Below are 26,992 nucleotides of genomic sequence, written 5' to 3' on the forward strand. Positions count from 1 at the left end.
GGGAGCCGGGCACGCGCAAGGGCCGCACCTTGTCCGGGTGCGGCCCGCACACATGGCCCTCACACATGCACGAGGCGCCTCGCGAACCGGCGTGCGCCCCGGGGGAGTTGTCGCCCCGGGGGGCTCACTCCTGCTTCTTGCGCCGGGTGCCGAACACGATCTCGTCCCAGCTGGGCACCGCGGCCCGGCGCCCCGGGCGGACGCCGTCCGCCTCGGCCTGACGGTCGGTGGCGCCGACCAGACGGTCGCGGTGGCTGCCGACGGAACGAGGCATGAGGACGTCCGCGTAGGCGGAACCGGCGGAGGCGGCGGGCGCCGGGGGCTCCTCGGCGACGGCCTCCTGCTCGTCGGGCTCCTCCGTGACGGGCTCGGCCGTCGGCCGCTCCGGAACGACCATGTCGCCGCGGAAGCTCGGCACCGCCTCCAACAGGCTGGTCAGCGAGTCGCGTTCGCGCTCGCCGGCACTCTCCTCGTCCGGTTCGGACGGGGGCGGCAGGCTGGGCCGGTCGAGGGTGCGGTCCAGCGGGCGGTCGCGGGGCAGCCGTGCGATACGCGGCACGAACGGAAAGCTGGGCTCCGGCGCGGCCAGGTCGTCGGACTCGCCGATCAGCGAACGCGCCTCGTCGTCGACGGCCTGGACGAGCCGCCGGGGCGGGTCGTACGTCCAGCTCGCCGAGTGCGGCTCGCCCGCGACCCGGTAGACCAGCAGGACTTCCCAGGTGCCGTCGTCGCGGCGCCACGAGTCCCACTGGACGGTGTCCTTCTCGGCGCCCCGGATCAACAGCCGTTCCTGGACGGCCTCGCCGAGCTGCGGACCGGTGTTCTCGCCGGGCCGGCGGACCGGGGTCTTGCGGGCGCGTTCGGCCATGAAGGCCCGCTCGGCCAGCACAGGGCCCTCGAAACGCCGCACACGGTCGACGGGGATGCCGGCCATCTGCGCGACTTCTTCCGCTGTCGCACCGGCGCGTATACGCGCCTGGATGTCGCGGGGGCGGAGATGGCTCTCCACCTCGATCTCGATCTGGCCGAGGCGGGGACGGTCGCCGCGTACGGCGGCGCGCAGACGCTCATCGATCGGAAGCGTGTACTCCGTGCTGTCCGCAGCCTTCAGCACCAGCCGTGTGCCGTCATTCGAGACGGCCACGACACGCAGTTCGGGCATGGGGACCTCCCGGGTGGTGCCTGCCGACGTCACGTGCGTCGCTGCTTCCGCTAGTCGAGTGTGGCCTGCCCGGGTGCAGCCTGCCACAACCTTGCCGAGTTGCCCGGCGTGTCGGGCACAGGCCCTGCGTCGCCGTTATGGCACGGTTACCTATTCGCCACGCTAAGTGACCAACACCGTCACCCTGTGCAACTAGTCCCCTCCAGGCGGTCCAGCGAGGCCCCGGACGTCCTGGCGGGAGACCGGGCCCAGGGCTCGCAACAGTACTCCATTTGGGCCACGTGCGTGGATTGGCGCGCCACCCGACTTCTGGCAAGAGAGGACTTCAGGCCCTCCGTCACGCGCCTTCCCGATCTTGGGCGTGGCACACTTCACGCGATCTTCGCGCCACGGACCGACGATTTCCGGCCGGGCCGGGACGGCGTCGTCCGAGCGGCGCGACGAGGCCGCCGACGCCGCGCGCACGACGCGTCCGTGAGGCCGCGTCAGGTGCCCAGGACCCTGCGCAGGTAGTCGTTCTGGAAGAGGCGTCGGGGGTCCAGCCGGTCCCGCAGAGCCGTGAACTCCGCGAAGCGCGGGTACACGCCGGCGAAGTACTCGGCGTCCCGCGTGTGCACCTTGCCCCAGTGCGGACGGCCCTCGTGCGCCGTGAAGATGCGCTCGGCCGCGGTGAAGTACCCCTGGTACGCCGTGCCCTTGACCATGTGGACGGCGATGTACGCGCTGTCGCGCCCGGAGGCGGTGGACAGCGTGATGTCGTCCGCGGGAGCGGTGCGCACCTCGACAGGGAAGCTGATCCGCAGCCCCGACCGGTCGATCGCCGTCCTCAGTTCGCGCAGCGTCTCGGTCACCGCCTCGCGCGGCACCGCGTACTCCATCTCCACGAACCGCACCCGGCGCGGCGACGTGAACACCTTGTAGGGGATGTCGGTGTAGGTGCGCGCCGACAGGGCCCTGCTGGAGAGCCGGGCGATGGCGGGGATCGTCGGGGGCGCCGCCCGCCCGACCCACTGGGCCACCTGGAAGACGCCGTTGGAGAGGAACTCGTCCTCGATCCAGCCCGCGACCCGGCTCACCGGCTTCGCGGGGCCGGCACTGCGGTTGTTGCGCTTGGTGTTGGTGCTGCCGGTGTGCGGGAACCAGTAGAACTCGAAGTGCTCGTTCTCGGCCCACAGCTCGTCGAACTCGGAGAGGACCCTGTCGAAGGGCATCGGCTCCTCGCGCGCGGTGAGCAGGAACACGGGCTCCACCGCGAAGGTGACGGCGGTGACGACCCCGAGGGCGCCCAGGCCGATCCGGGCGGCCGCGAAGACGTCGGGGTTCTCCTTCTCGGAGCAGACGAGCACCGAGCCGTCCGCCGTGACGAGTTCGAGCCCCTTGATCTGGGCGGCGATGGACGCCGACTCCCGGCCGGTGCCGTGGGTGCCGGTGCTGGTGGCTCCGGAGACCGTCTGTTCCATGATGTCGCCCATGTTGGTGAGCGACAGACCCTCGCGCGCCAGGGCCAGGTTGAGTCTCTTGAGCGGCGTTCCGGCCTCGACCGTGACGGTCATGTCGTCGCGATCGATCTTGCGGATGCCGGTCAACAGTTGAGGGCGGATCAAGACGCCGTCGGTTGCCGCGATCGACGTGAAGGAGTGGCCGGTTCCCACCGCCTTCACCCTCAGGCCGTCCTCGGCGGCCCGGCGGACCGCCTCGGCCAGCTCGTCGACGGAGGCGGGCATGACCTCCCGCGCGGGGCGGGCGACGACGTTGCCGCCCCAGTTACGCCACGTGCCGTTCTTCGCGCTCGCTGTGCTGCTCAACGGTGCCTCCCCGACCCGGAGCCGGCCTGCTCAGCCGACGGTAGCCCAGGAAACCGACCGCGACCGCGACGGCCCCGGACACCGCCGGAACCCCGTACCCGGCCCGCGCCCCGGCCGCGTCGATGACCCAGCCGGCTACGGAGGAGCCGAGCGCGACCCCGACCGCGAGCCCGGTGCTAATCCAGGTCATGCCCTCGGTCAGTTGCGCGCGCGGTACGTGCTCTTCGATGAGGGACATGGTGGTGATCATCGTGGGAGCGATGGCCAGGCCCGCTACGAACAGCGCCACGGCCAGGAACGGCAAGTTTCCGACCAGTAGGAGGGGGATCATACTCACGCCCATCATGAACACGCCCAGCAGCCAGCGACGCTCCGGCGACCCCTTCAGCCGCAGCAGGCCGAAGACGATGCCCGCCAGACAGGAACCGGCCGCATACAGCGCCAGGACGACGCTCGCTGCACCCTTGTGGCCGCGTTCGTCGGCGAAGGCCACGGTGACCACGTCGACCGCTCCGAAGATCGCTCCGGTCGCCACGAAGGTGGACACCAGGACCTGCAGACCCGGCGAGCGAAGGGCGGAGCCCCGGTCCCGCTGCTCGCGCGGATGGGGCGCGGGCTCGGTGGCCCGCTGGGCGGTCAGCCAGAAGACTCCGACCGCGAGGAAGCAGGCCGCCAGCAGGGGCCCGGCCTCCGGGAACCAGACCGTGGACAGACCGATGGAGATGATCGGCCCGAAGATGAAGCACACCTCGTCCACCACGGACTCGAAGGAGTACGCGGTGTGCAGCTTCGGCGTGCCCCGGTACAGGGCCGCCCAGCGGGCCCGGACCATCGCGCCGAGGCTGGGCACGGCGCCGATCCCGACGGCGCACACGAACAGCAGCCAGTCCGGCCACTCGAAGTGCGCGGCCAGCAGCAGCCCGGCCGAGGCCGCGAGGGCGACCAGCGTCGCCGGTCGCAGCACCCGGCGCTGCCCGTGCAGATCCACCATGCGCGAGATCTGCGGCCCGAGGACCGCGGCCGCCAGCGCGATCGTCGCCGACAGGGCGCCGGCGAGCCCGTAACGGCCCGTGAGCTGGGAGACCATCGTGACCACGCCGATGCCCATCATCGACAGCGGCATCCGGCCGAGGAACCCCGCGGCGGAGAAACCCTTGGAGCCGGGGGCTGCGAACAGGGCGCGGTAGGGGCTGGGCACAGGGATCTCCGGTGGTCCGGTCACGCGCGCGGGACGCACGGCGCGGCACGAAGGGGCGGCTCCGCAGGGCTCGGCGCGCGGCATACCGGGCCCCGGCAGAAGCGTAAGGCGCGACCGCGCCTCATACAGCTGACACAAGAACTTAGGCAACCCTAACGCACCCCCGTGGGCCGGGCTCGCGCGCCCGGCCCCGGCCGTTTCCCGCCTGTCGGAGCCGGGTGGCAGGATCGACTCATGCCAGACGCGCTCGATGCCACCCCCTACGACGCCCTGCTCCTGCTCTCGTTCGGCGGCCCGGAAGGCCCGGACGACGTGGTCCCGTTCCTGGAGAACGTGACCCGCGGGCGCGGCATCCCCAAGGAACGCCTCAAGGAGGTGGGGCAGCACTACTTCCTGTTCGGCGGGGTCAGCCCCATCAACGAACAGAACCGCGCCCTGCTGGACGCCCTGCGCAAGGACTTCGCCGGCCACGGCCTGGACCTGCCGGTCTACTGGGGCAACCGCAACTGGGCCCCCTACCTCACGGACACCCTGCGCGAGATGACCGCCGACGGCCGCCGCCGCGTCCTCGTCCTCGCCACCAGCGCCTACGCCTCGTACTCCGGCTGCCGCCAGTACCGCGAGAACCTCGCCGACGCCCTGGCCGCGCTCGAGGCCGAGGGCCTCCAGCCGCCCAGGGTCGACAAGCTGCGCCACTACTTCAACCACCCCGGCTTCCTGGAACCCATGATCGACGGCGTGCTGCGCTCGCTCGCCGACCTCCCCGAGGACGTCCGAGACGGCGCCCACCTCGCCTTCTCCACCCACTCCATCCCGACCTCGGCCGCGGACGCCTCCGGCCCGGTCGAGGACCACGGGGACGGCGGCGCGTACGTCAGGCAGCACCTGGACACCGCGCGTCTCGTCGCCGACGCGGTCCGCGAGCGCACCGGTGTGGACCACCCGTGGCAGCTCGTCTACCAGTCCCGCTCCGGCGCCCCGCACATCCCCTGGCTGGAGCCCGACATCTGCGACCACCTGGAGGAGCGGCACGCGGCCGGCGTCCCGGCGGTCGTCGTCGCCCCCATCGGCTTCGTCTCCGACCACATGGAGGTCCTCTACGACCTCGACACCGAGGCCGAGGCCAAGGCCCGCGAGCTGGGCCTGCCCATGCGCCGCTCGGCCACCGTCGGCGCCGACCCCCGCTTCGCCGCAGCCGTCCGCGAACTCGTCCTGGAGCGCGCCGCGGTGGAGAACGGCCTGGACGTCACCCCGTGCGCCCTCGGGGCACTCGGGCCGAGCCACCACCTGTGCCCGGCCGGCTGCTGCCCCGCCCGTGCACCCAAGCCCGCCGCAGCGGGCGCCGACAGCCCCTACGCGTGAGGAACGGCGTGACCGACCCCCTGCACACAGAACTGCTCGCCATCGCCCAGGAGGCCGCCCGCTGCGCCGGCGAGCTCCTGCGTGACGGCCGCCCGGCCGACCTCGCGGTCGCCGCCACCAAGTCCAGCCCCATCGACGTCGTCACCGAGATGGACATCGCGGCCGAGAAACTGATCACCGGGATCATCTCCGAGCGCCGCCCCGACGACGGCTTCCTCGGCGAGGAGGGCGCCTCCAGCGAGGGCAGCAGCGGCGTCCGCTGGGTGATCGACCCCCTCGACGGCACGGTCAACTACCTTTACGGACTGTCCACCTGGGCCGTCTCCATCGCCGCCGAGCAGGACGGCGAGACCGTGGTCGGCGTGGTCGGGATCCCGATGCGCGGCGAGACGTTCCACGCCGTGCGCGGCGCCGGCGCGCGAGGGACCGGCGCGTGGGCGGGGGAGCGCGTCCTGGCCTGCCGGCCGGCCGCCCCGCTCGATCAGGCCCTGGTCTCGACCGGCTTCAACTACGTCACCGAGGTCCGCACCCACCAGGCGGACGTCGCGCAGCGGCTCATCCCGCTCCTCAGGGACATCCGGCGCAGCGGTTCGGCCGCCGTCGACCTGTGCGACGTGGCCGTCGGCCGGCTCGACGGCTACTACGAGCGCGGCCTGCACCCCTGGGACCTCGCCGCGGGCGACCTCATCGCCCGGGAAGCGGGCGCGCTGACCGGTGGACGGCCCGCAGAGCGCCCCGGACGCGATCTGGCGATCGCCGCCACCCCGGGCGTCTTCGAGCCCCTCCAGCGCCTGCTGGAGGACTTCGGAGCCTGGCACGACTGAGCGCGGACCCGCCCGGCCCCGGGCGGACACGCGGAGGGGCCCCGGCGCTGGATTCGCCGGGGCCCCAGGCGCGTGCGCGCCTACCGCTAGACGCTCGTCGCGCCGACCTCCACACCGTGCTCGGCGGCGAGGCGACGCAGGTCGTCGAGCTCGGCCTGCTCCACCTCGACGAGGAAGTCGTCGCCCTCGTCGCGAGCCCGCGTCAGGTCGGTCTCGGTCGCCCTTATGCGCTGCAGAAGTCCTGCGGTGAATGCGTCCATGCTGCGCCCCCTCGTCCTGGGTCGTGGGTCGTTGGCACGGGGGTGTGCCGGGTTGGGAAGGGGCGATCACGTCTCTCACAGGTGCCCAGCGCTGCCCTGCCGGGCGGCGACGGTGCCGGACACCCACGCCCGCTCTGCGGCAAGCGGACCGCGGAGTGCCACATGGTGCAGCGGCACATGCAGAGCGTGATCGCGGGGTGTAAAGCCGTCCTCCCCCTGCGTCCCTCCACGGAAACCTCAACCGCACGAGAAAATCTCGCATTCCCGGGCCTCACACCCGCCCTTCATCCACCTCCCACCCGTCTTACCGCCGACTTACGGCCGAAAAGGGCAGGATGGACGCAACACTCACCGAGACCCCCGCCCGCGTGCGTCCGACAAGGCTGCCCGGGTGGACACAGGAAGGACTGCGACGTGCGCGTACTCGTCGTCGAGGACGAGCAGCTGCTCGCCGATGCGGTGGCCACCGGACTGCGCCGGGAGGCCATGGCCGTCGACGTCGTGTACGACGGTGCGGCCGCCCTGGAGCGCATCGGCGTCAACGACTACGACGTGGTCGTCCTCGACCGCGACCTCCCCCTCGTGCACGGCGACGACGTCTGCCGCAAGATCGTCGAACTCGGCATGCCCACGCGCGTGCTGATGCTGACGGCCTCCGGCGACGTCAGCGACCGGGTCGAGGGCCTGGAGATCGGCGCCGACGACTACCTTCCCAAGCCCTTCGCCTTCAGCGAGCTGATCGCCCGCGTGCGCGCGCTCGGCCGGCGCACCAGCGTTCCGCTGCCGCCCGTCCTGGAGCGGGCCGGCATCAAGCTCGACCCCAACCGCCGCGAGGTCTTCCGCGACGGCAAGGAGGTGCAGCTCGCGCCCAAGGAGTTCGCCGTCCTGGAGGTGCTGATGCGCAGCGAGGGCGCGGTCGTCTCCGCGGAGCAGCTCCTCGAGAAGGCGTGGGACGAGAACACCGACCCGTTCACGAACGTCGTGCGCGTGACGGTCATGACGCTCCGCCGCAAGCTGGGCGAACCGCCGGTGATCGTCACCGTTCCCGGTTCGGGCTACCGGATCTGACCGCCGTGACGTCCATGCCCGCGCCCCCCAAGGCGCCCCCCAAGCCCACCTGGGACCCCCGAACCCCCCAGTTGCCCTTCCCCTGGCTCCGCCCGACCATCCGCATACGGCTGACCCTGCTGTACGGCGGCATGTTCCTGATCGCCGGCATCATGCTGCTGTCGATCATCTACCTGCTGGCGGCGCAGGCCATCAGCACGGGCAACCAGCCGCCCTTCAAGATCGTGAGCGCCACCGGTCTGATCAAGGTGGCCAGCACGACCTGCTCCGGGCTCACCGCGGAGTCGGGGCTGACCCAGTTCAACTCCGCGGTCAGCGCCTGCATCGATCACCAGCGGCAGGCGGCCCTCGATGATCTCCTAAGTCGTTCCTTGCTGGCCCTCCTCGGCCTCGCCGTGATCGCCTTCGCGTTCGGTTACGCCATGGCCGGCCGTGTGCTGTCCCCGCTCGGTCGGATCACCCGCACCGCGCGCGCGGTGGCGGGCTCGGACCTGTCCCGCCGTATCGAGCTGGACGGCCCGGACGACGAGCTGAAGGAGCTGGCCGACACCTTCGACGACATGCTGGAGCGCCTCCAGCGCGCCTTCACCGCCCAGCAGCGCTTCGTGGGCAACGCCTCGCACGAGCTGAGAACACCGCTGGCGATCAACCGCACGCTGCTCGAGGTGCACCTCTCCGATCCCGGCGCGCCCGTGGAACTCCAGCAGCTCGGCAGGACACTGCTGGCGACCAACGAGCGCAGCGAGCAGCTCGTGGAGGGCCTCCTGCTGCTCGCCCGCAGCGACAACCAGATCGTCGAACGCAGGCCGGTCGACCTCGCGGAGGTCGCGGAGCAGGCGGTCGACCAGGTGCACGCCGAGGCGGCGGCGAAGGGCGTGACGATCCGCGGTGAGCAGAAAACCGCGGTCGTTCAGGGCAACGGCGTCCTTTTGGAGAGGATCGCGCTGAATCTCGTGCAGAATGCCGTGCGGTACAACGTGCCCGAGGGTGGCTGGGTCGAGGTGACCACCGACGTCCGGCACGGCCAGGCGGTTCTGGTCGTGTCGAACACCGGTCCGGTCGTTCCGGCGTACGAGATCGACAATCTCTTCGAACCGTTCCGTCGGCTCCGTACCGAGCGGACGGGCAGCGACAAGGGGGTCGGGCTCGGTCTGTCCATCGTGCGGTCCGTGGCCCGGGCGCACGGCGGCCATATCGTGGCCGAGCCGCGTGAGGGGGGTGGACTCGTGATGCGAGTCACCTTCCCTGTCTGAGATCATGTCGCGACACACACGGGGATGTTCGCTTTGCGCGGAATTTTCCGGGCTGACAGCGGGCCGCCTCATGTGTGATCGATCACAGGGGCGAATTTCCGGCCATCTACTCTCCGTGATCATGGTGCCCGTGTAAAGCCCGGAAAATCCGGGTTTTCGAGGGTCCTGATCACGGGAAGTACACGGTGAGGCGCCTTTGAAGTGCGGCAATCGGACCGTGTACGGTCCCGTTCGCCATCCAAGCCGATCACTCGTGAGGAGTTCGGTTGGGTGTCGATTGAGTAACAGACCTTGATGTGAGGCAAAATCTCCGCCTCGAGGCGGGCACAAGTCCGGCCTCTCACGCGTTACGTGCGCTGGAGACACCGCAAAAACCCAGAGGGGGAGAGGCGAAATGGCTACCGATTACGACACCCCACGCAAGACCGATGACGACGTCGACTCAGACAGCCTTGAAGAGCTGAAGGCGAGGCGGAACGACAAGTCCGCCTCCGCGGTCGACGTCGACGAGTTCGAGGCCGCCGAAGGCCTCGAACTGCCCGGCGCGGACCTCTCGAACGAGGAGCTGGCCGTCCGGGTGCTGCCGAAGCAGCAGGACGAGTTCACCTGCATGAGCTGCTTCCTGGTGCACCACCGCAGCCAGCTGGCCCGGGAGAAGAACGGCCAGCCGATCTGCCGCGACTGCGACTGAGGCGGGGTCGGCCGTGACTGGCTCGACCCCACCTCGGAAGCGCCGCTTCCCCCTGTGGGGAACGGACAAAGGGCCGTCCGACGGCCCTCACGGCGTGCGTGACGACGAGCGAGGCTCATCCGGCACGGGAGCAGTCCCGGCGGGATCTGCCTCGCTCGAACCCGCGGCGGACAGGGGTGACCTACCGGCGCCGGCGCGGAACGCCGCCCCCGTCGCAAGGCGGCGGGCGGCGGTCATCCGGGACAAGGCCACGGGCCTGGCCCGGGAAGGCGCCCGACAGGGCGGCAAACGGGCCAGGGCGGGCCTGGGACACCTGGCCGACCGGATCATCGACCTCGCCCCCCGGGTCCCCGTACGGGACCTTCAGACGCTTCGACGGCAGTTCCCGGGGCTCGGGCCGGAAGAGATCGCCGACAAACTCGTGACGGGCGCGGCGAACGCCACGTCCACCGTCGGCGCGGGCATCGGAGCGGCGGCGATGCTGCCCGTGCCGCCCGCGATGCCGACCGAGCTGGCCGCGGAGATCACCGGTGTCGCGGCCATCGAACTCAAACTGATCGCCGAACTCCACGAGGTCTACGGCCTGCGCCCGCCGGGTGGTCTCAAGGACCGCAGCACCGCCTACCTGCGCTCGTGGTCGGGTGAACGCGGCGTCGACGTGCTGAAGCCGTCCACGATCAACTCGGCCCTCGGCGGCCAGATGAAACGCGAGCTGCGCCAGCAGATCATGAAGCGGATGGTCCGCGACTTGCCGAACCTGATGCCGTTCATGGTGGGCGCGGTCGTCGGCGCGGTCATGAACCGGCGCGACACCAGAAGGGTCGCCGCGAAAGTCCGGGCCGACCTGCGCAGAATGCAGGTCCCCTGGGACGAGCTGAAGGGACTTCCCGCGCTGGAGAAACCGGCGGACCCGCTGATCATGGGAGAGATCCCCGGAAGCCCCGAGGAGCCCGGGCGCTGACCCCGCCGCCGGCCCGGAGCCGCTGCGCCGACGACCTTGTCCAGTAGGCGGCGGCCGGGGCTGTGCCCCCTCTTGCGCCGCCGCTCAAGCCGTCCGCTACGCCGCCGCTTCCCGCGCCGCCGCGAGGGCCTGCGCCAGGCGCTCCGGCTCCCGGGTCGACAGATACAGGTACGGGGTGGGGTCGTCCGGGTCGGTGACCTCCACCTTCAGAGCCGTGGGGATGTACGAGCGCAGCAGCAGGAAGGCGCGGGTGTCGGCCTTGTGGGTGCGCCAGGCGCGCGCCTCCTCGGCGTCCAGGATCTGCGTCTCTCCCAGCGCGGCGACCGGGATCTTCGCCTCGCCCGCGATCAGGGAGTCGCCCACCACCCGGATGCGCAGCGAACCGTAGGAGCTGGCCACCACGGCCGCGACGGCGGTGCCGCCGACCAGGCCGCCGAGCAACGGCAGCGTGCCGAAGGGCAACAGGATCAGGGCCATGGACAGGCCCACGAGGAACGAGACGAACCACCACGAGCGGGGCGCGGTGAGGCGTTCTTCGTAGGGGGCGGCGGAGAGCTGCATGGAGCCAAGCTTGGCACGGTGTCCGGATATCGCGGACGCGCGGGTAAGGTCTGCGGCTGTGAGTGGTACTTCCGCAGCTCTAGAGCCTCCGGCCGACGCCGTGAAACCCGTGCGCCACCCCGATGCTCCCGCGCCCGGTGAGCTTCTGGGCGCCCACTACGAACACTGTTTCGGATGCGGCGGCGGGCAGGCCCACGGGCTGCACCTGGAGACGCGGGTCGGCGACGGGGTGAGCGTCACCGCCGAGTTCACCGTGCGGGAGGCCCACCAGGGTGCGCCGGGACTCGCGCACGGCGGGATCCTTGCGGCGGCCCTCGACGAGACGCTCGGCTCCCTGAACTGGCTGCTGCGCACGGTCGCGGTGACCGGACGGCTGGAGACCGATTTCGTGCGGCCCGTTCCCGTCGGCGCCACGCTGTACCTGGAGGCCGAGGTGACGGCCGTGGCCCGCCGCAAGATCTACTCGCGTGCGGCCGGCCGGATCGGCGGCCCCGACGGGCCCCTTGCCGTCCGTGCCGAGGCGCTCTTCGTGGAGGTAGCGGTCGAGCACTTCGTGCAGCACGGCCGCGAGGAGGAGATCCGGGCCGCCATGAGTGACCCGGACCAGATCAGGCGGGCCCGTGCCTTCGAGGTGAACCCGTGAGCCGCCCCCCGCTGGACGTCCTGATCCGGCGCGTCGACCCCGATGTACCGCTTCCGGCGTACGAGCACCCCGGGGACGCGGGGGCCGATCTGCGCACCACCGAGAGCCGGGAACTGGCGCCGGGGGAGCGGGCCGTACTGCCCACGGGGGTGTCGATCGCCCTGCCCGAGGGGTACGCGGCCTTCGTGCACCCCCGTTCGGGGCTGGCCGCCCGATGCGGTGTGGCCCTCGTGAATGCCCCGGGGACGGTTGATGCCGGGTACCGTGGGGAGATCAAGGTGATCGTGGTGAATCTCGACCCGCGCGAATCCGTGCGGTTCGAGCGCTTCGACCGGATTGCCCAACTGGTCGTCCAGCAGGTCGAGAGGGTCCGCTTCCAGGAGGTGGCGGAGCTTCCCGGTTCGGCGCGGGCCGCAGGGGGCTTCGGGTCCACCGGCGGCCATGCCGCCGTGGGCGGCGCAAGCGGTACAAGCGGTCAGGCCGCCGTGGGCGGCGCGACGGGTGGGAATCGATACGCTTCGGTCGTATCCGACCGGGAAGGACAGTGACGTGTTCGGACGTCGCAACAAGAAGGGTGCCGCCGAGGACGCGGCCGGCGAGGCCGAGCAGGTCGTCGACAGTGTCGACACTGAGGCGGACGACGTAGAGGGCGAGCGCGAGCGCGTACGGCTCGAGCCGGAGCCGCGGCCCGACGGGCCCTGGGACGACTCTGAGGTGCGCGACCCCGCCGAGGGCCGCGTGGACCTCGGCGGTCTCTTCGTGCCCGGGGTCGACGGCATGGAGCTGCGGGTCGAGGTCGCCGGTGACGCGATCGTCGCCGCGACGGTCGTCCTGCGCGACAGCGCCATCCAGTTGCAGGCCTTCGCCGCCCCCAAGCGCGAGGGCATCTGGGGCGAGGTGCGCGAGGAGATCGGCTCCGGCATCACCCAGCAGGGTGGCATCGTCGACGAGGTCGAGGGCCCGCTGGGCTGGGAACTGCGGGCGCAGGTCCCCGTGCAGCTGCCGGACGGCACGAGCGGTTTCCACGTCGTGCGGTTCGTCGGCGTGGACGGCCCCCGCTGGTTCCTGCGCGGGGTGATCTCGGGCCAGGGCGCGGTGCAGCCGCAGGCGGCGGGGCTGCTGGAGCAGATCTTCCGCGACACGGTCGTGGTCCGCGGCGAGGGGCCGATGGCGCCCCGCGACCCGATCGTCCTCAAGCTGCCGAACGACGCGCAGATGGTCCCCGAAGGCATCCAGCAGCAGGACGAGAGCTCCCGCTTCTCGGGCGGCATGGGCCAGCTCCAGCGCGGACCGGAGATCACCGAGGTCCGCTGACCCGCACCTGACCGACCCGCCGAAGGCGCCGACGCCCGGCGCCTCGGTGGAACGCACGGCCGACAGGGCCGCACCCCTCACCGGGGTGCGGCCCTTCGTCGTTCCCTCGCCGCCCACACTTCCGCGTGCAGGAAGGCTTGACGCCTCATTGGTCTGGACCTACGGTCTCCGCTCAACGCCTGAGTTCATAAGGGCGCTCGGTGTTCACATACAGGAACAAGAACGGAGCCTCCGTGCGTCGAGCCGCATTCCTCGTGACCCTCACCTCGCTGGCCGTCGTGGGCGCCCTGGCGTCCCCGAACTCGCCGCCGGCGCAAGCCGCCCCCGCCACGTTCGTCCACCCCGGAGTGACCGTCTCCCGGGCGCAACTGGACTTCGTCCGGGCCAAGGTCGACGCCTCGGCCCAGCCGTGGAAGGGAGCCTTCGACCAGCTCCTGGCGAGCAAGTACGCCGACCTGAACCGCACCCCCAAGCCCCGCGCCGTCGTCGAGTGCGGGTCCTACTCCAACCCGAATTACGGCTGCACGGACGAACGCGAGGACGCTCTCGCCGCCTACACCGACGCCCTCGCCTGGTACATCACACGGGACGAGCGGTACGCCAGGAAGGCCATCGCGCTGATGGACGCCTGGTCGGGCGTCATCACCGACCACACGAACAGCAACGCCCCGCTGCAGACCGGCTGGGCGGGCTCGACCTGGCCGAGGGCCGCCGAGATCGTCAAGTACACGTACCCGGGCAACTGGGCGAACTCCGCGCGCTTCGCGGCCATGCTGCGCGACGTGTACCTGCCCGAGGTGATCAACGGCTCGAATTCCAACGGCAACTGGGAGCTGTCGATGACGGAGGCCGCCGTCGGCATCTCCGTCTTCCTGGAGGACAAGGCCTCGTACGACAAGGCCATGGCGAAGTTCCGCACCCGCACCGCCGCCTACGTCTACCTCGCCTCCGACGGCGAGCTGCCGAAGACCGTGCCCAGCCAGAACCTGAACACCCGCGCCAAGATCGTCGCCTACTGGCAGGGACAGAGCACCTTCGTCACCGGGCTGACCCAGGAGACCTGCCGGGATCTCACCCACACCGGGTACGGCGTCTCCGCGATCTCCCACGTCGCCGAGACCAGCCGGATCCAGGGCCAGGACCTGTACGGCACCGACGTCGGCGAGCGCCTGAGGCAGGCGCTCGGCTTCCAGGCCAAGTACCAGCTCGGCGCCGCCGTCCCGAGCTGGCTGTGCGGCGGATCCCTGAATCAGGAACTCGGCCCCGTCACCGAGGTCGGCTACAACGCGCTGCACAACCGGCTGGGCATCGTGATGAGCAACACCCAGACGTTGACCCTGCGGAACCGCCCGGCCGGCAGCAACAACCTCTTCGTCGCCTGGGAGACCCTGACCCACGGGGACAACCCCGCGTGAACCGATGCGGGGGGCTCGTCCGATGAAGGGCTGAGGGGCCACGACGTCCGCCGGCGTCGAGGGTGCGTCGGCGGCGCGCCCCGCCCCTCGGCCCGCCCCCCCCGTACCGCAGGCGCCGGTCGCCAGGCAGACGCCGCACGCCGCACGGACAGCGAAGACAGGAAGACAATGAGCCCATGGCACACGGAAGGCGTCAGCAGGCCTCCGCATGCGCACCCACCCGACACCCGCGTCCCTTGTGGCGCCTCACCATCCGCGACACCCGCACCATCCGTAGCGCCCGTGGAACGCATGACACCCGCGACACCCGAGAGGCAGGCCGCATGCAGAGCCCGGCCGGGGGGACGCCCCAGGCCCCTGCGAGGGTGCTCGTCGTCGACGGCGAGCCGCAGACCGCGCGTGCCCTGGTGGCCGGACTCCGGGCCCGCGGCTACGAGGTCGACACCGCGCACGACGGCGTCACCGCGCTCCGGCTCGCCGCGGCCCGCCCCCCGGAGGTGGTCCTCCTCGATCCCGGCCTGCCCGACATGGACGGACCGGAGGCGATCAGAAAGCTGCGCGCCCGGACCGGCGCGCCGATCCTGCTCCTGTCCGCCGGCCACTCCTCGGGCAAGGCTGACGACGCGGGTGGAGGCGTCGGCGAGGGCGGGGGCCAGGACGACCGGGAGGGCGAGGCCCAGCAGGCGCGGGCCGAGCCGCTCGGGGCGGGCGCGGACGGCTACGTCATCGAGCCGTTCGGCGTGGACGACGTGCTCGCCCGGCTACGGGCCGCCGTCCACCGCGCCGAAGCCGCCGACGGCAGCGGGGCCGAGGTCCTGGTGGAGACCGACGGGTTCACCGTCGACCTCGCCGCGAGGAAGGTGCACCGGGCCGGCAAGGAGGTGAGGCTGACGCCCACGGAGTGGCGGCTGCTGGAGGTGCTGGTGCGCAACACCGGCCGTCTGGTCGGACAGAGGCAGTTGCTCCAGGAGGTGTGGGGGCCGTCATACGGGAGGGAGACGAACTACCTGCGGGTGTACATGGCGCAGCTCAGACGCAAGCTCGAGGAGGACCCCTCGCATCCGAGGCATCTCGTCACCGAACCCGGCACGGGGTACCGGTTCGAACGGTAGGTCCCACCTGGGCCGGGAGGCGGGCGACCGGCGCGGGTACGGGTCTGTCGGCAGGCCCCGGTACGCTTCAGATATGAGCGCTGTTCCTCGTTCCGAAAAGCCGGTGGGCCGGTTCCGGCGCATGCTCGACCGGCTCTCCACGTCGCAGGAGGACCTGGAGTCCGAGGAGCTGCGTGAGGACGCCGAGACGGCGGGCTGCACGCGGATCGGGGATTGCCGGGACCGGCAGATCGTCACCGTTACTGGTACCTTGCGCACGGTCACCCTGCGGCCGCGCGCCGGAGTCCCCGCCCTGGAGGCCGAGCTGTTCGACGGTACCGCGGCACTCGACGTGGTGTGGCTGGGCAGGCGCTCCATCGTGGGCATAGAACCGGGGCGCAAGCTCATAGCATCGGGCCGGGTCTCCATGAGCCGGGGCCGCCGGGTGCTGTTCAACCCCAAGTACGAACTGAGACCCCTGGGTAGGGAGTAGCCGGTGACGTCGCTCGACAAGCCGACCGAAGACACGACCGCGGAGGACACGGCCGCGGCCGATGCCCGGGCGGTGACCGAGGCCGCGCTGTTCGAGGCGTTCGGCGGGGTCCGCGGAATGGTCGAGACGGTGGTGCCGGGCCTGGTCTTCGTCACGATCTTCACGATCAACAAGAACCTGCACATGTCCGCGATCGCCGCGCTCGCGGTGTCGCTGGTCCTGGTCGTGGTCCGCCTGGTGATGAAGGACACGGTCAAGCACGCGTTCAGCGGCGTCTTCGGCGTCGCGTTCGGCGTCGTCTTCGCGATGATGACCGGCAACGCCAAGGCCTTCTACCTGCCCGGCATGCTCTACACGCTGGGCCTGGCGCTCGCCTACATCATCACGACCCTGTGCGGGGTCCCCCTGATCGGGCTGATCCTGGGGCCGGTCTTCAAGGAGAACCTCTCCTGGCGGACCCGTAACCCGGGGCGCAAGAAGGCCTACGCCAAGGCCAGTTGGGCGTGGGGGCTGATCCTGCTCGCCAAGTGCGCGATCCTCTTCCCCCTCTACCTGTGGGCGGACACCGAGCAGCTGGGCTGGGTGCTGGTAGCCCTCAAGATCCCGCCGTTCCTGCTCGCCGTCTGGCTGACCTGGGTCTTCCTGGCGAAGGCGCCCGCGCCGATCGACGTGTTCGCGGAGATGGAGGCGGCGGAGAAGGCAGAGGCCGCCGCCGCTGCCGCGGGGACTGCGGCTGAGGCGTCGGAGGCCGGCGGGCGGCACCGCCGGGAGGGATAGTTCCCGGCGCCGGGGTGGCCGATCGCCTCAGGAACTGCCGTCTGGCCGACAGCTCAGCCGTCCGGCCGACAGCGCGACCAACCGACTGACGGGGCGACCAACCGACTTCCAGCGCAACCGTCGGGCTGACAGCGCAATCGCGCGGCTGAAGGCTCGACGGCGCGGCGCACAGCGCGACTGCGGCTGCCATGGCAACCACCTGGGGGCGCCCGGAGATCTCCAGGCGCCCCCCAAGTCGATCCCTCGGCCGTCCCCGTCGTCGTAGGGAACGGACAGGAACGGACCGCCGGGCTCAGCTCCTGGTGTTGTCGTCCTTGCGGACCGACAGCAGGTCCTCCAATTGCTCCTCTCGGGCCTGGGCGGCCACGAAGAGCAGTTCGTCGCCCGGTTCCAGCGAGTCCTCGCGGGTCGGGGTCAGGACGCGGGTGCCGCGAATGATCGTGACGAGGGAGGTGTCCTCCGGCCATTCCACGTCGCCGACCTGGGTGCCGGCCAGGGCCGACTCCTCGGGCAGGGTCAGCTCGACGAGGTTGGCGTCGCCGTGGCTGAAGCGGAGCAGCCGGACCAGGTCGCCGACGCTCACCGCCTCCTCGACCAGGGCCGACATCAAACGCGGGGTCGACACGGCCACGTCCACGCCCCATGACTCGTTGAAGAGCCATTCGTTCTTCGGGTTGTTGACGCGGGCGACGACGCGCGGGACGCCGTACTCCGTCTTGGCCAGCAGCGAGACGACCAGGTTGACCTTGTCGTCGCCGGTGGCGGCGATCACGACGTTGCAGCGCTGGAGCGCGGCCTCGTCCAGCGAGGTGATCTCGCAGGCGTCGGCCAGCAGCCACTCGGCCTGGGGGACGCGCTCGACCGAGATGGCGGTCGGCGCCTTGTCGACGAGGAGAACCTCGTGGCCGTTCTCCAGCAGTTCGCCGGCGATCGAACGTCCGACGGCGCCGGCTCCGGCAATGGCGACCCTCATCGGTGACCGTCCTCCTTGGGACCCTCGGCGAACGAGGCCTCGACCTTCTCGACCTCGTCGGTGCGCAGCATCACGTGCACCAGGTCGCCCTCCTGGAGGACCGTCTGCGAGCTGGGCAGGATCGCCTCGCCCAGGCGGGTCAGGAACGCCACGCGCACGCCCGTCTCCTCCTGAAGCGTGCTGATCTTGTGGCCGACCCAGGACGCGGCGGTGTGCACCTCGGCGAGCTGGACGCCGCCGGTGGGGTCGCGCCACAGCGGCTCCGCGCCCGAGGGCAGCAGCCGGCGCAGCATCTGGTCGGCCGTCCAGCGGACGGTGGCGACGGTGGGGATGCCCAGCCGCTGGTAGACCTCGGCGCGGCGCGGGTCGTAGATACGCGCGGCGACGTTCTCGATGCCGAACATCTCGCGGGCCACGCGGGCCGCGATGATGTTGGAGTTGTCACCGCTGGAGACGGCGGCGAACGCGCCGGCCTCCTCGATCCCCGCCTCGCGCAGGGTGTCCTGGTCGAAGCCGACGCCGGTGACACGGCGGCCGCCGAAACCGGAGCCGAGTCGTCGGAAGGCGGTGGGGTCCTGGTCGATCACCGCGACCGTGTGCCCCTGTTGCTCCAGGGTCTGCGCGAGAGCGGAACCCACTCTGCCGCAGCCCATGATGACGATGTGCACGACCGTCCTTCCGAGGTCAACAAGTAAAGAAGTCCATAAATTTTTCGGCCTGGCCATGGCGCTCGGCCCTGAACAGGGTCTCAGACCGCCGCCCAAGCTACACAGGCGCGGTCCTCGCAGGGCACCCCCGTGCACGGTCGGCGCGCGGTTCGCCCGCTCCGGGCCCGGCTAGCGCCTGCTGATGCTCCAGACGCTGAGGAAGGTAAGGATTCCGAGGCCGACGAGGGTGCCGACGGCGCCGATGATCTCCGCGGTGGTGTGCATGGAGCCTCCGGGGGGCGTCAGCGGGCGGGGGATTGTCATATAGCCATGACGATCCGCGAGGCTGCGGAATCCGCAACCCGGGCCCGGCGGATTTCACCCGGGAGGCAGACGCGGGGACCTGTCACCCGGCTGAGCCCGGGGGAGGGTGGGCGGTCCCGTGTTCGAAGGCCTACGATCCTCTGTTGTGTCCAAACTGACCGACGTGCCCAAACGGATTCTGATCGGGCGTGCACTGCGCAGCGACCGACTGGGAGAGACGCTCCTGTCGAAGCGCATCGCCCTTCCCGTTTTCGCTTCCGACCCGCTGTCCTCCGTGGCCTATGCGCCCGGGGAGGTGCTGCTGGTCCTGTCCATCGCGGGCGTGTCGGCCTACCACTTCAGCCCGTGGATCGCCCTCGCGGTCGTCGTGCTGATGTTCACGGTGGTCGCCTCCTACCGGCAGAACGTCCACGCCTATCCCAGCGGTGGCGGCGACTACGAGGTCGCCAACACCAACCTCGGCCCCAAGGCCGGCCTGACGGTGGCGAGCGCGCTGCTCGTCGACTACGTCCTCACCGTCGCCGTCTCGATCTCCTCCGGCATCGAGAACCTCGGCTCCGCCATCCCCTTCGTCGTCGAGCACAAGGTGGCCTGCGCGGTCGCCGTCATCGTGCTGCTGACGCTGATGAACCTGCGCGGCGTCAAGGAGTCCGGCAAGCTCTTCGCGATCCCCACCTATGTGTTCGTCGCGGGCGTCTTCATCATGATCGCCTGGGGCGCCTTCCGCGGGCTGGTGCTCGACGACACGATGCGCGCGCCCACCTCGCAGTACACGATCAAGGCCGAGCACCAGGGCCTGGCCGGTTTCGCGCTGGTCTTCCTGCTGCTGCGCGCGTTCTCCTCCGGCTGCGCCGCGCTCACCGGAGTCGAGGCGATCTCCAACGGCGTGCCGGCCTTCCGCAAGCCCAAGTCGAAGAACGCGGCGACCACGCTCGCGGCGATGGGGCTGCTGGCGGTCACCATGTTCTGCGGCATCATCGTGCTGGCGCTCGTCACCAAGGTCCGCATGGCCGAGAACCCGGCCACGGACCTGCTGAAGAACGGGGTCGGCGTCGGCGCCGACTACGTGCAGAACCCGGTGATCACCCAGGTCGCCGAGGCCGTCTTCGGCAAGAACAGCTTCTTCTTCATCGTGCTCGCCGCGGCCACCGCCCTGGTGCTGTTCCTCGCGGCCAACACCGCCTACAACGGCTTCCCGGTGCTCGGCTCGATCCTCGCCCAGGACCGCTACCTGCCCCGTCAGCTGCACACCCGCGGCGACCGCCTGGCCTTTTCCAACGGCATCGTGCTGCTCGCCGGCGCGGCCATGCTGCTGGTCGTCATCTACGGCGCCGACTCCACCCGGCTGATCCAGCTCTACATCGTCGGCGTGTTCGTGTCGTTCACCCTCAGCCAGACGGGCATGGTCCGCCACTGGAACCGGCTCCTGTCCACCGAGACCGACCAGGCCGAGCGACGTCACATGGTCCGCTCGCGGGCCATCAACACCTTCGGCGCCTTCTTCACGGGGCTGGTCCTGGTCGTCGTCCTCATCACCAAGTTCACGCACGGTGCCTGGGTCGCCCTGCTCGGCATGGTGATCTTCTACGGGGTGATGACCGCGATCCGCCGCCACTACGACGGCGTCGCCGCCGAGATCGCCGCCCCCGAGGGCCCCAGCGACGACAGCGTCCGGCCCTCGCGCGTCCACTCGGTGCTGCTGATCTCCAAGATCCACCGGCCGACGCTGCGCGCTCTCGCCTACGCCAAGCTGATGCGCTCCGACACCCTGGAGGCGCTCACCGTCAACGTCGACCCGACCGAGACGAAGGCCCTGCGCGCGGAGTGGGAGCGGCGCGGGATCGACGTACCGCTCAAGGTGCTCGACTCGCCGTACCGCGAGGTCACCCGGCCGGTCATCGAGTACGTCAAAAGCCTGCGCCGGGAGTCGCCGCGCGATGCCGTGTCGGTGATCATCCCCGAGTACGTGGTGGGTCACTGGTACGAGCACCTGCTGCACAACCAGAGCGCGCTGCGGCTCAAGGGCAGGCTGCTGTTCACGCCGGGCGTCATGGTCACGTCCGTCCCCTACCAGCTTCAGTCGTCCGAGGCGGCGAAGAAGCGGGCCCGCAGGCGCTCGGAGTGGAACGCCCCGGGTTCGGTGCGGCGCGGCCCCGCGCAGGTGGGCCGCCCCAAGGAACCGTCGGGCTCCGCGTCGGCTCCCGCGCCGGGCTCCGGCAGCGCGCCGAGGCCGGGCGCCCCGGGACCGGACGACAAGAACTGACCCTCGCCCCGCACTGACACCCGCCCCGCACCCCGCCCTCCGCATCGGCGCGTGGTGAACGGCCGGACCACAGCCACGTAGACTGGTGGGCTGTTGTCCGGCCGTTCCTCGTTCGACGTTGTGGAGTCCCCCCGCCATGCAGGCAGAACCGAAGAAGTCGCAGGCGGCGTCCCTCGTCGGCGAGGAGTACGAGGTCGAGGTGGGGCCCGTCGCCCACGGCGGCCACTGCATCGCCCGCACCGAGGCCGGACAGGTGCTGTTCGTCCGCCACACGCTGCCCGGCGAGCGGGTCGTGGCGCGGGTGACCGACGGCGAGGAGGGCGCGCGCTTCCTGCGGGCGGACGCCGTGCGCGTACTGGAGCCGTCCAAGGACCGCGTCGAGGCCCCCTGCCCCTACGCCGGGCCCGGCCGCTGCGGCGGCTGCGACTGGCAGCACGCCAAGCCCGGCGCGCAGCGCCGCCTCAAGGGCGAGGTGATCGCCGAGCAGTTGCAGCGGCTCGCGGGCCTCACGCCCGAGGAAGCCGGCTGGGACGGCACCGTCATGCCGGCCGAGGGCGACAAGCTGCCCGCCGGACAGGTCCCGCAGTGGCGCACCCGCGTGCAGTACGCCGTCGACGCCGACGGCAACGCCGGCCTGCGACGCCACCGCTCGCACGAGGTCGAGCCGATCGAGCGCTGCATGATCGCCGCGGAAGGCGTCAGCGAGCTGGGGATCGAGCAGCGCGACTGGTCGGGGATGGGATCCGTCGACGCCATCGCTGCGACGGGCTCCCAGGACCGCATGGTGATCCTCGAACCGCGGCCCGGCGCCCGCCTGCCGCTCGTCGAACTCGACCGGCCGGTCTCCGTCATGCGCGTCGAGGAGCACGACGGTGGCATCCACCGCGTCCACGGACGCGCCTTCGTCCGCGAGCGCGCCGACGGCCGGACCTACCGCGTCGGCAGCGGCGGCTTCTGGCAGGTCCACCCGCAGGCCGCCGACACCCTCGTCAAGGCCGTCATGCAGGGCCTGCTGCCGCGCAAAGGCGACATGGCGCTCGACCTGTACTGCGGCGTCGGCCTCTTCGCCGGAGCGCTCGCCGACCGCCTCGGCGACAAGGGCGCGGTTCTCGGCATCGAGTCCGGCAAGCGCGCCGTCGAGGACGCCCGGCACAACCTCGCGGGCTTCGACCGGGTGCGGATCGAGCAGGGCAAGGTCGAGAGCGTCCTCCCGCGCACCGGGATCACCGAGGTCGACCTCATCGTCCTGGACCCGCCGCGCGCGGGCGCGGGCAAGAAGACGGTGGAGCACCTGTCGTCGCTGGGCGCCCGCAAGATCGCCTACGTCGCCTGCGACCCGGCCGCGCTGGCCCGGGACCTGGCGTACTTCCGCGACGGCGGCTACCGGGTGCGGACGCTGCGGGCGTTCGACCTGTTCCCGATGACGCATCACGTGGAGTGTGTCGCGATCCTGGAGCCTGCTGACAAGGCGCTCTGACCTGCGGATGCGTGAGCGAGGTGCCTGTGTGGGCGACGGCTTCGGACGAGTGTGATACCGCTCAGGTATCATGGCTGTATGGCGATGACACTTCGACTCCCCGACGACCTTGACGCGAAGCTCACCGAGCGGGCTCGTCGGGAGGGGCGCAGCAAGCAGGAGCTGGCCATCGAGGCCATCCGTGACGCCCAGGACCGGGCCGAGCTGAAGGTCGATGACGTTCTGGCCGAGCTGATGGACAGCGATGCGGAAATTCTGGACTACCTGAAGTGACGACCGTGCGTTACGTCCAGGTCGACGAGATCCTGGCCATCGCCCGCATGGTCAACGGCACCGAGCACAGCGTGCGCGACATGGGGCTTCTGGTGTCGGCGATCGAGCGACCCCGGACGAACGTGTTCGGGGCCGAGCTGTATCCCGCGCTGCACGAGAAGGCGGCGGCGTTGCTGCACTCCGTTGCCCGCAACCACGCGCTGATCGACGGCAACAAGCGCACCGCCTGGCTCGCCATGCGTGTCTTCCTGCGGTTCAACGGCGTCAGCGCCGGTGCCGTCCCGCCGCCTGTCTCCGTCGCCGGCCCGTTCGTCGAGGACGTCGCGCAGGACGACATCGATGTGCCGGCCATCGCCAAGCGCCTCTCGACCTGGTTCCCGGTCTCCTGACGTTCGACGCCGTGAGGTCCGGGGCGGAACGAGGCTTCGTGCGGTGATGACGTCCGGCCGCGTTCACCGATGCGTTCGGTCACGGCCGCCGCCTCCCGAGTCCGTCACCGGGCCACGGACCGCGCCTGTCCCGTCGCCGGCACGGCCGGGACACCACCGGACGACCCCGGCCCGAGATCATGGGCCGGGGTCGGTTGTGAAGCGGCCGACGGTGCCGGCTCGGCTCAGTCGGTGGCGAGCAGGTGGGCGGGGGCGATCCGGGACAGTCTGCGGATCGGCACCGCCAGGGCCGTCACCACCAGGGCGGTCGCCGCGAGCGTGGCCAGCAGGGCGGCGCCGGCGACCGGGAACAGGTGGCCTTGCAGCACGCCCCGGCCGAGGGCCACCACCCCGGCCAGGCCGGCCACCGCACCGGACAGGCCGCCCAGCAGAGCCAGGCCGATTCCCTCGTAGAGGGTCAGCTTGGCCAGCTCGCGGTCGGTCCAGCCGGTCGCGCGCAGCACCGCGAGATCGGCGGCGCGTTCGTGTTGCGAGATGACCAGGACGTCGATGGCGCCGGCGGCGCCCAGCAGCAGGGACAGGGCGACGCTGAGGTAGTCCGCCTCGCGCGCCTGCGCCACCACGGCGCTGCCGAGCAGCGACCCGGCCACCTCGCCCCGGAAGGCCAGTGTCAGGGCGAGCAGCACCGTGAAGGCGGCCACTCCCAGTGCCAGCCCGGCCGCACCCAGCAGCGTGCGGCCCCGCACCCGCAGCAGGTTGAGCATGGCCAGTCCGGCCACCGAGCGCACCGGGTGCGCGCGGCGGGCCGCCGTCACCGGGGGCCGGACGGCTTCCATCGGGCCCAGCCGGGTGGCGAGCCAGGCGGGGATCAGGCCCGCCGCGGTGGCCAGGAGGAGCGCCACCGGGAGTACGAGGAGTGACTTGGCGCCGGCTTCGGGCTGGCCGAGCATCCGGCCCAGCACGTACGCGAGCACCGTGCCCACGGTTCCCGCGGCGAGGCCGATCAGCGCCAGTTCGGCGAGGACCAGGCGGAGCACTTCCCCACCGCTCCAGCCCAGGCAGCGCAGCGTGCCGATCTCCGTGCGCCGTGAGCGCACCGAGGCCAGCGCGGCCTGGCCGATGAAGAGGGCGCACACGACGAGGACCAGCACGAAGAGCACCGCGCTCTTGGTGTCCACCGCCCGGAGAATGCGCAGTGCCACGCCCTTGGCGACCCAACGCTCCGTCACCTGTGCCGTGTCGCCGAGTGCCACCGTCTGCGGCGCGGGCGAGCTGCCGACGGTGACGTCGACCTGGAGCCGGGGGTAGGTGGCCCGGATCTTCCCGGCCACCGCGTTCACCCGCGCCCGGGAGGCGGTGTCGACGCCGGTCACTCCGGCCACCCGGATCCTGATCGCGCTGACCGGCGCCTTGTCCTGGAGGCTCGGGACCCGGCGGCTCTTGGTGAGCGCGGTGATGGAGTCCATCGTCGTCAGCATGGTGGGCGGCGGGCTGACGTAGCCGCCGAGGTTGCGGTCGGGCTGGAGGGGCCGGTCGTGGAGTTTCGCTCGGGTCGCGCTGTCCGCGCCGGTGACCTGCGGCGTCTGGTAGGTCTCCAGGGGGGTGTCGGACAAGGGCGAGAAGCCGGGCAGTCTGCCGGTGTCGTAGCGGCCGACCAGGTGGACGAAGGGATTGGGCAGACGTCCGGAGTCGACGCCGTCGCACGTGCCCAGTCCGATGCAGTTCGTGGCGGCGTGACTGGTCACCTTCCGGTACTGGGTGCCCTGGTGGTTCTCCTCGGGGACGTTGGGGAACGGCTGCCGGTTGGAGTTGGTGATCCACAGGCCGGGCTTCTGCGGGGGCTGCGACTGCGCGGCGAGGTCGCCGTCGGAGGTCCGGCGGTAGGTGACCGGGCCGACCGTCCAGTAGCTGCCGGTGTCGACCGAGTCCTCGGTCAGTGCCTTCCGGTAGCCCTTGCCCAGGTCGACGCGGGTTCGGCCCACCGTGGTGCCGTGCAGGTTCCGGACGAAGCCGGCGGCTGTCGGGTTGCCCAGTTTCGACGGCAGCCCGGCCGGGTCGCCGACGTCGAGCCGCTCGACGGTGGCGTCGAGGGTGCCGGTGGTCAGCGGGGTGTCGCTGAGCAGCGCCGGGATGTAGCGGTCGTGCTGTCCGTGGACGCTCCTGGCGCCGGACACCCTCCACGGCTTGTCCTGCTCGGTGAGCATCCGGCCCGAGGCGATGGTGTCGCCGAGGCCCACCAGGCGGTCCTCGGCCACCGGGTCGATGGCGGCGAGCAGCACGGGGTAGCTGACCGGGATGTCGATGGTGGCCTTGTCCTGCCCGGACTGGCAGTTCATGTGCGAACTCAGGTCGGGGTCGAACGGCGACCTGTCCCTGAGGTCCTCGGCGATGATGTTCGGCTTCAGCGGCAGGTCCAGGTTGAACTGGGTCTGCTCGGTCTTGTCCCGGTTGAAGTAGAAGCACACGTCGTACTTCCCCTTGATGCGGTACCGCCGAGTGCTCTTGTCGACCGCACCCGTCTCCAGGGTGTCGGACTCGAAGAGGCCGTCCGACTCCGAGGCCGAGGTCAGGGGGGAGCGGGTGAGGTAGACGTACTCGTCCGAGGTGCGGTAGCTGCCCAGTCCGGAGGTGAGCGTGGGGCGGATGCGCAGGATCTGCCGGGACGCCTTGCCGTCCAGGAAGCGGGACACGTCCACCGTGACGGTGCTCGCCACCATGAGGTAGCCGATGTTGGCGACCGGCGCCGCCACGTCGACCCCGGCCATGCCGCGGATGCGCCGGTACTGGTCGACGGTGATGCCGCCGAACGTGCCGGACAGGAAGTTCGGCGTGACCAGACCGCTGCGCCGCTCCACGTCCGTCTGCGAGTCGGGCGGCCGTACCAGGACGTCGTACGCGGAGCGTGCGTTCTTCCGTACCGTGCCCACGGTGGCCGCCTGGCTCGTGCTCACGGTCGCGGTCAGCAGGGTGAAGCTGGTCGCCGCCACCAGGATCCCGGCGGCCAGGGCCAGCGCGCGCCCGCGCCGCCGCCGTAGCTGGTCGAGAATCATCGCCATCACGGGCGCAGGCCCCCCAGCCGGTGCAGCACGTCGCCGGACGGGGTGATCCGCTGGTCGGAGGTGATCCTGCCGTCCTGCAACCGCACCACCCGGTCGCCGCCCGCGGCGACCTCGACGTCGTGCGTGGCGATCAGCATCGTCATCCCGTACCGCTCGCGCAGCGACATCAGCAGGTCGATGATCTCCCGCCCGATGACGCTGTCCAGGTTGCCCGTGGGCTCGTCGGCCAGTAACAGTCCCGGCCGGTTGATCAACGCCCGTGCCACGGCGACGCGTTGCTGCTGGCCGCCCGACAATTGCGAGGGCAGGGCGTCGGCCCGCTGGTCCAGGCCGACGGCTTCGAGCAGCTCCATACCGCGCGCACGCCGGTCGAAGTCCACTCTGCGCGGCAGGACGGGGGCGAGCACATTGTCCAGCGCGGTCAGCGCGGGCAGCAGGTGGAAGCGCTGGAAGACGAAGCCGACACGCCGCCGGTGACGGTCCAGATCCCTGGGTATCAGTCGTGTGCCGTCGATCTCGACGTGCCCCTCGTCGGGCTGGTCCATGCCGCCCGTCACGTGCAGGACGGTGGACTTGCCGGCGCCGGACGGCCCGGTCAGCATCACCACCTCGCCGGCCGCGACCTCCAGGTCGATCCCGTCCAGGGCGGTCAGCCCTGGATACCGGCGGCTCACCCCGCGTAACGCCACGCTCACAGCCATGGATGCAA

General features: G+C 71.1%; 25 protein-coding genes and 2 pseudogenes. 18 read left to right on the forward strand and 9 right to left on the reverse strand.

The annotated features are described in order from the left end of the window. Positions 1-124 precede the first annotated feature (124 nt). From sepH to ACGFSH_RS23975, 3 genes are all read right to left on the reverse strand, one after another. Positions 125-1,162, reverse strand: coding sequence for a septation protein SepH (gene sepH, locus ACGFSH_RS23965; RefSeq protein ID WP_393351884.1), 1,038 nt, complete (start codon positions 1,160-1,162; stop codon positions 125-127). A 485-nt stretch (positions 1,163-1,647) separates the two neighbouring features. After that, positions 1,648-2,967 (reverse strand): D-arabinono-1,4-lactone oxidase, encoded by a 1,320-nt coding sequence (locus tag ACGFSH_RS23970; RefSeq protein ID WP_393351887.1) that lies wholly within the window; start codon positions 2,965-2,967, stop codon positions 1,648-1,650. After that, entirely contained in the window at positions 2,927-4,165 is a 1,239-nt protein-coding gene (locus tag ACGFSH_RS23975) for an MFS transporter (RefSeq protein WP_393351890.1), read from the reverse strand. Before ACGFSH_RS23975 ends, ACGFSH_RS23970 begins: the two co-directional genes overlap by 41 nt. Before the next feature lie 234 nt (positions 4,166-4,399). On the opposite strand from ACGFSH_RS23975, the gene ACGFSH_RS23980 reads away from it, so the two are divergent. Both ACGFSH_RS23980 and ACGFSH_RS23985 read left to right on the forward strand, forming a co-directional pair. Then, on the forward strand, positions 4,400-5,527 hold the full coding sequence (locus ACGFSH_RS23980; protein WP_393351893.1) for a ferrochelatase: 1,128 nt from the start codon (positions 4,400-4,402) through the stop codon (positions 5,525-5,527). Between the two features lie 8 nt (positions 5,528-5,535). Next, a complete protein-coding gene (locus ACGFSH_RS23985) occupies positions 5,536-6,351 on the forward strand; it encodes an inositol monophosphatase family protein (RefSeq protein WP_393351895.1) in 816 nt (271 codons plus the stop codon). 86 nt (positions 6,352-6,437) lie between these two features. On the opposite strand, the gene ACGFSH_RS23990 is transcribed toward ACGFSH_RS23985, so the two are convergent. Then, positions 6,438-6,611 (reverse strand): hypothetical protein, encoded by a 174-nt coding sequence (locus ACGFSH_RS23990; RefSeq protein ID WP_167467697.1) that lies wholly within the window; start codon positions 6,609-6,611, stop codon positions 6,438-6,440. A 414-nt stretch (positions 6,612-7,025) separates the two neighbouring features. Between ACGFSH_RS23990 and ACGFSH_RS23995 the strand changes: the two genes are divergently transcribed. The 4 genes from ACGFSH_RS23995 to ACGFSH_RS24010 all read left to right on the forward strand — a co-directional run bounded on the left by ACGFSH_RS23995 (position 7,026) and on the right by ACGFSH_RS24010 (position 10,584). Then, entirely contained in the window at positions 7,026-7,679 is a 654-nt protein-coding gene (locus ACGFSH_RS23995; protein WP_003993508.1) for a response regulator transcription factor, read from the forward strand. Between the two features lie 5 nt (positions 7,680-7,684). Then, positions 7,685-8,932, forward strand: a complete 1,248-nt coding sequence (locus ACGFSH_RS24000) for a sensor histidine kinase (protein WP_393351898.1) — start codon at positions 7,685-7,687, stop codon at positions 8,930-8,932. A 394-nt stretch (positions 8,933-9,326) separates the two neighbouring features. Further along, entirely contained in the window at positions 9,327-9,623 is a 297-nt protein-coding gene (locus ACGFSH_RS24005) for a DUF4193 domain-containing protein (protein ID WP_003993510.1), read from the forward strand. Positions 9,624-9,636: 13 nt separating this feature from the next. Beyond that, entirely contained in the window at positions 9,637-10,584 is a 948-nt protein-coding gene (locus ACGFSH_RS24010; RefSeq protein WP_393351901.1) for a hypothetical protein, read from the forward strand. A 96-nt stretch (positions 10,585-10,680) separates the two neighbouring features. Here the strand turns inward: ACGFSH_RS24010 and ACGFSH_RS24015 are convergent, their stop codons facing one another. Beyond that, positions 10,681-11,145 carry a DUF3093 domain-containing protein gene (locus ACGFSH_RS24015; protein ID WP_393351902.1) on the reverse strand — a complete coding sequence of 155 codons (465 nt, stop codon included), beginning with the start codon at positions 11,143-11,145 and terminating at the stop codon, positions 10,681-10,683. A gap of 58 nt (positions 11,146-11,203) precedes the next feature. On the opposite strand from ACGFSH_RS24015, the gene ACGFSH_RS24020 reads away from it, so the two are divergent. The 8 genes and pseudogenes from ACGFSH_RS24020 (at position 11,204) to ACGFSH_RS24055 (ending at position 16,878) form a co-directional block, all read left to right on the forward strand. Next, entirely contained in the window at positions 11,204-11,788 is a 585-nt protein-coding gene (locus ACGFSH_RS24020) for a PaaI family thioesterase (protein ID WP_393351905.1), read from the forward strand. Beyond that, on the forward strand, positions 11,785-12,336 hold the full coding sequence (dut, locus tag ACGFSH_RS24025; protein ID WP_393351908.1) for a dUTP diphosphatase: 552 nt from the start codon (positions 11,785-11,787) through the stop codon (positions 12,334-12,336). The genes ACGFSH_RS24020 and dut overlap by 4 nt, the downstream gene beginning before the upstream one ends. 1 nt (position 12,337) lies before the next feature. Continuing rightward, positions 12,338-13,102 (forward strand): DUF3710 domain-containing protein, encoded by a 765-nt coding sequence (locus tag ACGFSH_RS24030; protein ID WP_256915510.1) that lies wholly within the window; start codon positions 12,338-12,340, stop codon positions 13,100-13,102. A gap of 233 nt (positions 13,103-13,335) precedes the next feature. Continuing rightward, on the forward strand, positions 13,336-14,517 hold the full coding sequence (locus tag ACGFSH_RS24035; RefSeq protein WP_393351911.1) for an alginate lyase family protein: 1,182 nt from the start codon (positions 13,336-13,338) through the stop codon (positions 14,515-14,517). A 323-nt stretch (positions 14,518-14,840) separates the two neighbouring features. Next, a pseudogene (locus ACGFSH_RS24040) lies at positions 14,841-15,129 on the forward strand (response regulator transcription factor); the annotation flags it as partial. Positions 15,130-15,209: 80 nt separating this feature from the next. Next, positions 15,210-15,629, forward strand: a pseudogene (locus ACGFSH_RS24045) (winged helix-turn-helix domain-containing protein); the annotation flags it as partial. A 73-nt stretch (positions 15,630-15,702) separates the two neighbouring features. Then, entirely contained in the window at positions 15,703-16,101 is a 399-nt protein-coding gene (locus tag ACGFSH_RS24050) for an OB-fold nucleic acid binding domain-containing protein (RefSeq protein ID WP_393351914.1), read from the forward strand. 3 nt (positions 16,102-16,104) lie between these two features. Beyond that, positions 16,105-16,878: a DUF3159 domain-containing protein gene (locus tag ACGFSH_RS24055; protein ID WP_393351915.1), complete on the forward strand. Its 774-nt coding sequence runs from the start codon at positions 16,105-16,107 to the stop codon at positions 16,876-16,878. Positions 16,879-17,170: 292 nt separating this feature from the next. Here ACGFSH_RS24055 and ACGFSH_RS24060 read toward each other — a convergent pair whose 3' ends face one another. Next, the gene (locus tag ACGFSH_RS24060) at positions 17,171-17,851 is read right to left on the reverse strand and encodes a potassium channel family protein (protein WP_393351917.1); all 681 of its coding nucleotides are present in this window, start codon (positions 17,849-17,851) and stop codon (positions 17,171-17,173) included. Next, a complete protein-coding gene (locus ACGFSH_RS24065; RefSeq protein ID WP_329414447.1) occupies positions 17,848-18,519 on the reverse strand; it encodes a TrkA family potassium uptake protein in 672 nt (223 codons plus the stop codon). Before ACGFSH_RS24065 ends, ACGFSH_RS24060 begins: the two co-directional genes overlap by 4 nt. Positions 18,520-18,967: 448 nt before the next feature. Between ACGFSH_RS24065 and ACGFSH_RS24070 the strand changes: the two genes are divergently transcribed. From ACGFSH_RS24070 to ACGFSH_RS24085, 4 genes are all read left to right on the forward strand, one after another. After that, on the forward strand, positions 18,968-21,085 hold the full coding sequence (locus ACGFSH_RS24070) for an APC family permease (protein ID WP_393351919.1): 2,118 nt from the start codon (positions 18,968-18,970) through the stop codon (positions 21,083-21,085). A 136-nt stretch (positions 21,086-21,221) separates the two neighbouring features. Beyond that, positions 21,222-22,562 (forward strand): class I SAM-dependent RNA methyltransferase, encoded by a 1,341-nt coding sequence (locus ACGFSH_RS24075; RefSeq protein WP_393351921.1) that lies wholly within the window; start codon positions 21,222-21,224, stop codon positions 22,560-22,562. A gap of 78 nt (positions 22,563-22,640) precedes the next feature. Continuing rightward, complete coding sequence (locus tag ACGFSH_RS24080; protein WP_007445201.1) at positions 22,641-22,835, forward strand: ribbon-helix-helix protein, CopG family; 195 nt, start codon at positions 22,641-22,643, stop codon at positions 22,833-22,835. Next, positions 22,832-23,224, forward strand: a complete 393-nt coding sequence (locus tag ACGFSH_RS24085; RefSeq protein ID WP_393351923.1) for a type II toxin-antitoxin system death-on-curing family toxin — start codon at positions 22,832-22,834, stop codon at positions 23,222-23,224. Before ACGFSH_RS24080 ends, ACGFSH_RS24085 begins: the two co-directional genes overlap by 4 nt. Positions 23,225-23,448: 224 nt before the next feature. On the opposite strand, the gene ACGFSH_RS24090 is transcribed toward ACGFSH_RS24085, so the two are convergent. Then, the gene (locus ACGFSH_RS24090; RefSeq protein ID WP_393351925.1) at positions 23,449-26,280 is read right to left on the reverse strand and encodes an FtsX-like permease family protein; all 2,832 of its coding nucleotides are present in this window, start codon (positions 26,278-26,280) and stop codon (positions 23,449-23,451) included. Next, positions 26,280-26,984, reverse strand: a complete 705-nt coding sequence (locus tag ACGFSH_RS24095; protein WP_393351927.1) for an ABC transporter ATP-binding protein — start codon at positions 26,982-26,984, stop codon at positions 26,280-26,282. Before ACGFSH_RS24095 ends, ACGFSH_RS24090 begins: the two co-directional genes overlap by 1 nt. Positions 26,985-26,992 lie beyond the last annotated feature (8 nt).

This window comes from Streptomyces sp. NPDC048481, from assembly GCF_043200075.1.
Classification (GTDB): domain Bacteria; phylum Actinomycetota; class Actinomycetes; order Streptomycetales; family Streptomycetaceae; genus Streptomyces.

Coding starts and splice junctions, on each gene's coding strand:
- ACGFSH_RS23990 (WP_167467697.1), bottom strand. CDS start 6,611: ATGGACGCATTCACCGCAGGACTTCTGCAGCGCATAAGGGCGACCGAG.
- ACGFSH_RS24060 (WP_393351917.1), bottom strand. CDS start 17,851: ATGAGGGTCGCCATTGCCGGAGCCGGCGCCGTCGGACGTTCGATCGCC.
- ACGFSH_RS24080 (WP_007445201.1), top strand. CDS start 22,641: ATGGCGATGACACTTCGACTCCCCGACGACCTTGACGCGAAGCTCACC.
- sepH (WP_393351884.1), bottom strand. CDS start 1,162: ATGCCCGAACTGCGTGTCGTGGCCGTCTCGAATGACGGCACACGGCTG.
- ACGFSH_RS24050 (WP_393351914.1), top strand. CDS start 15,703: ATGAGCGCTGTTCCTCGTTCCGAAAAGCCGGTGGGCCGGTTCCGGCGC.
- ACGFSH_RS24075 (WP_393351921.1), top strand. CDS start 21,222: ATGCAGGCAGAACCGAAGAAGTCGCAGGCGGCGTCCCTCGTCGGCGAG.
- ACGFSH_RS24095 (WP_393351927.1), bottom strand. CDS start 26,984: ATGGCTGTGAGCGTGGCGTTACGCGGGGTGAGCCGCCGGTATCCAGGG.
- ACGFSH_RS24090 (WP_393351925.1), bottom strand. CDS start 26,280: ATGGCGATGATTCTCGACCAGCTACGGCGGCGGCGCGGGCGCGCGCTG.
- ACGFSH_RS23980 (WP_393351893.1), top strand. CDS start 4,400: ATGCCAGACGCGCTCGATGCCACCCCCTACGACGCCCTGCTCCTGCTC.
- ACGFSH_RS24015 (WP_393351902.1), bottom strand. CDS start 11,145: ATGCAGCTCTCCGCCGCCCCCTACGAAGAACGCCTCACCGCGCCCCGC.
- ACGFSH_RS24005 (WP_003993510.1), top strand. CDS start 9,327: ATGGCTACCGATTACGACACCCCACGCAAGACCGATGACGACGTCGAC.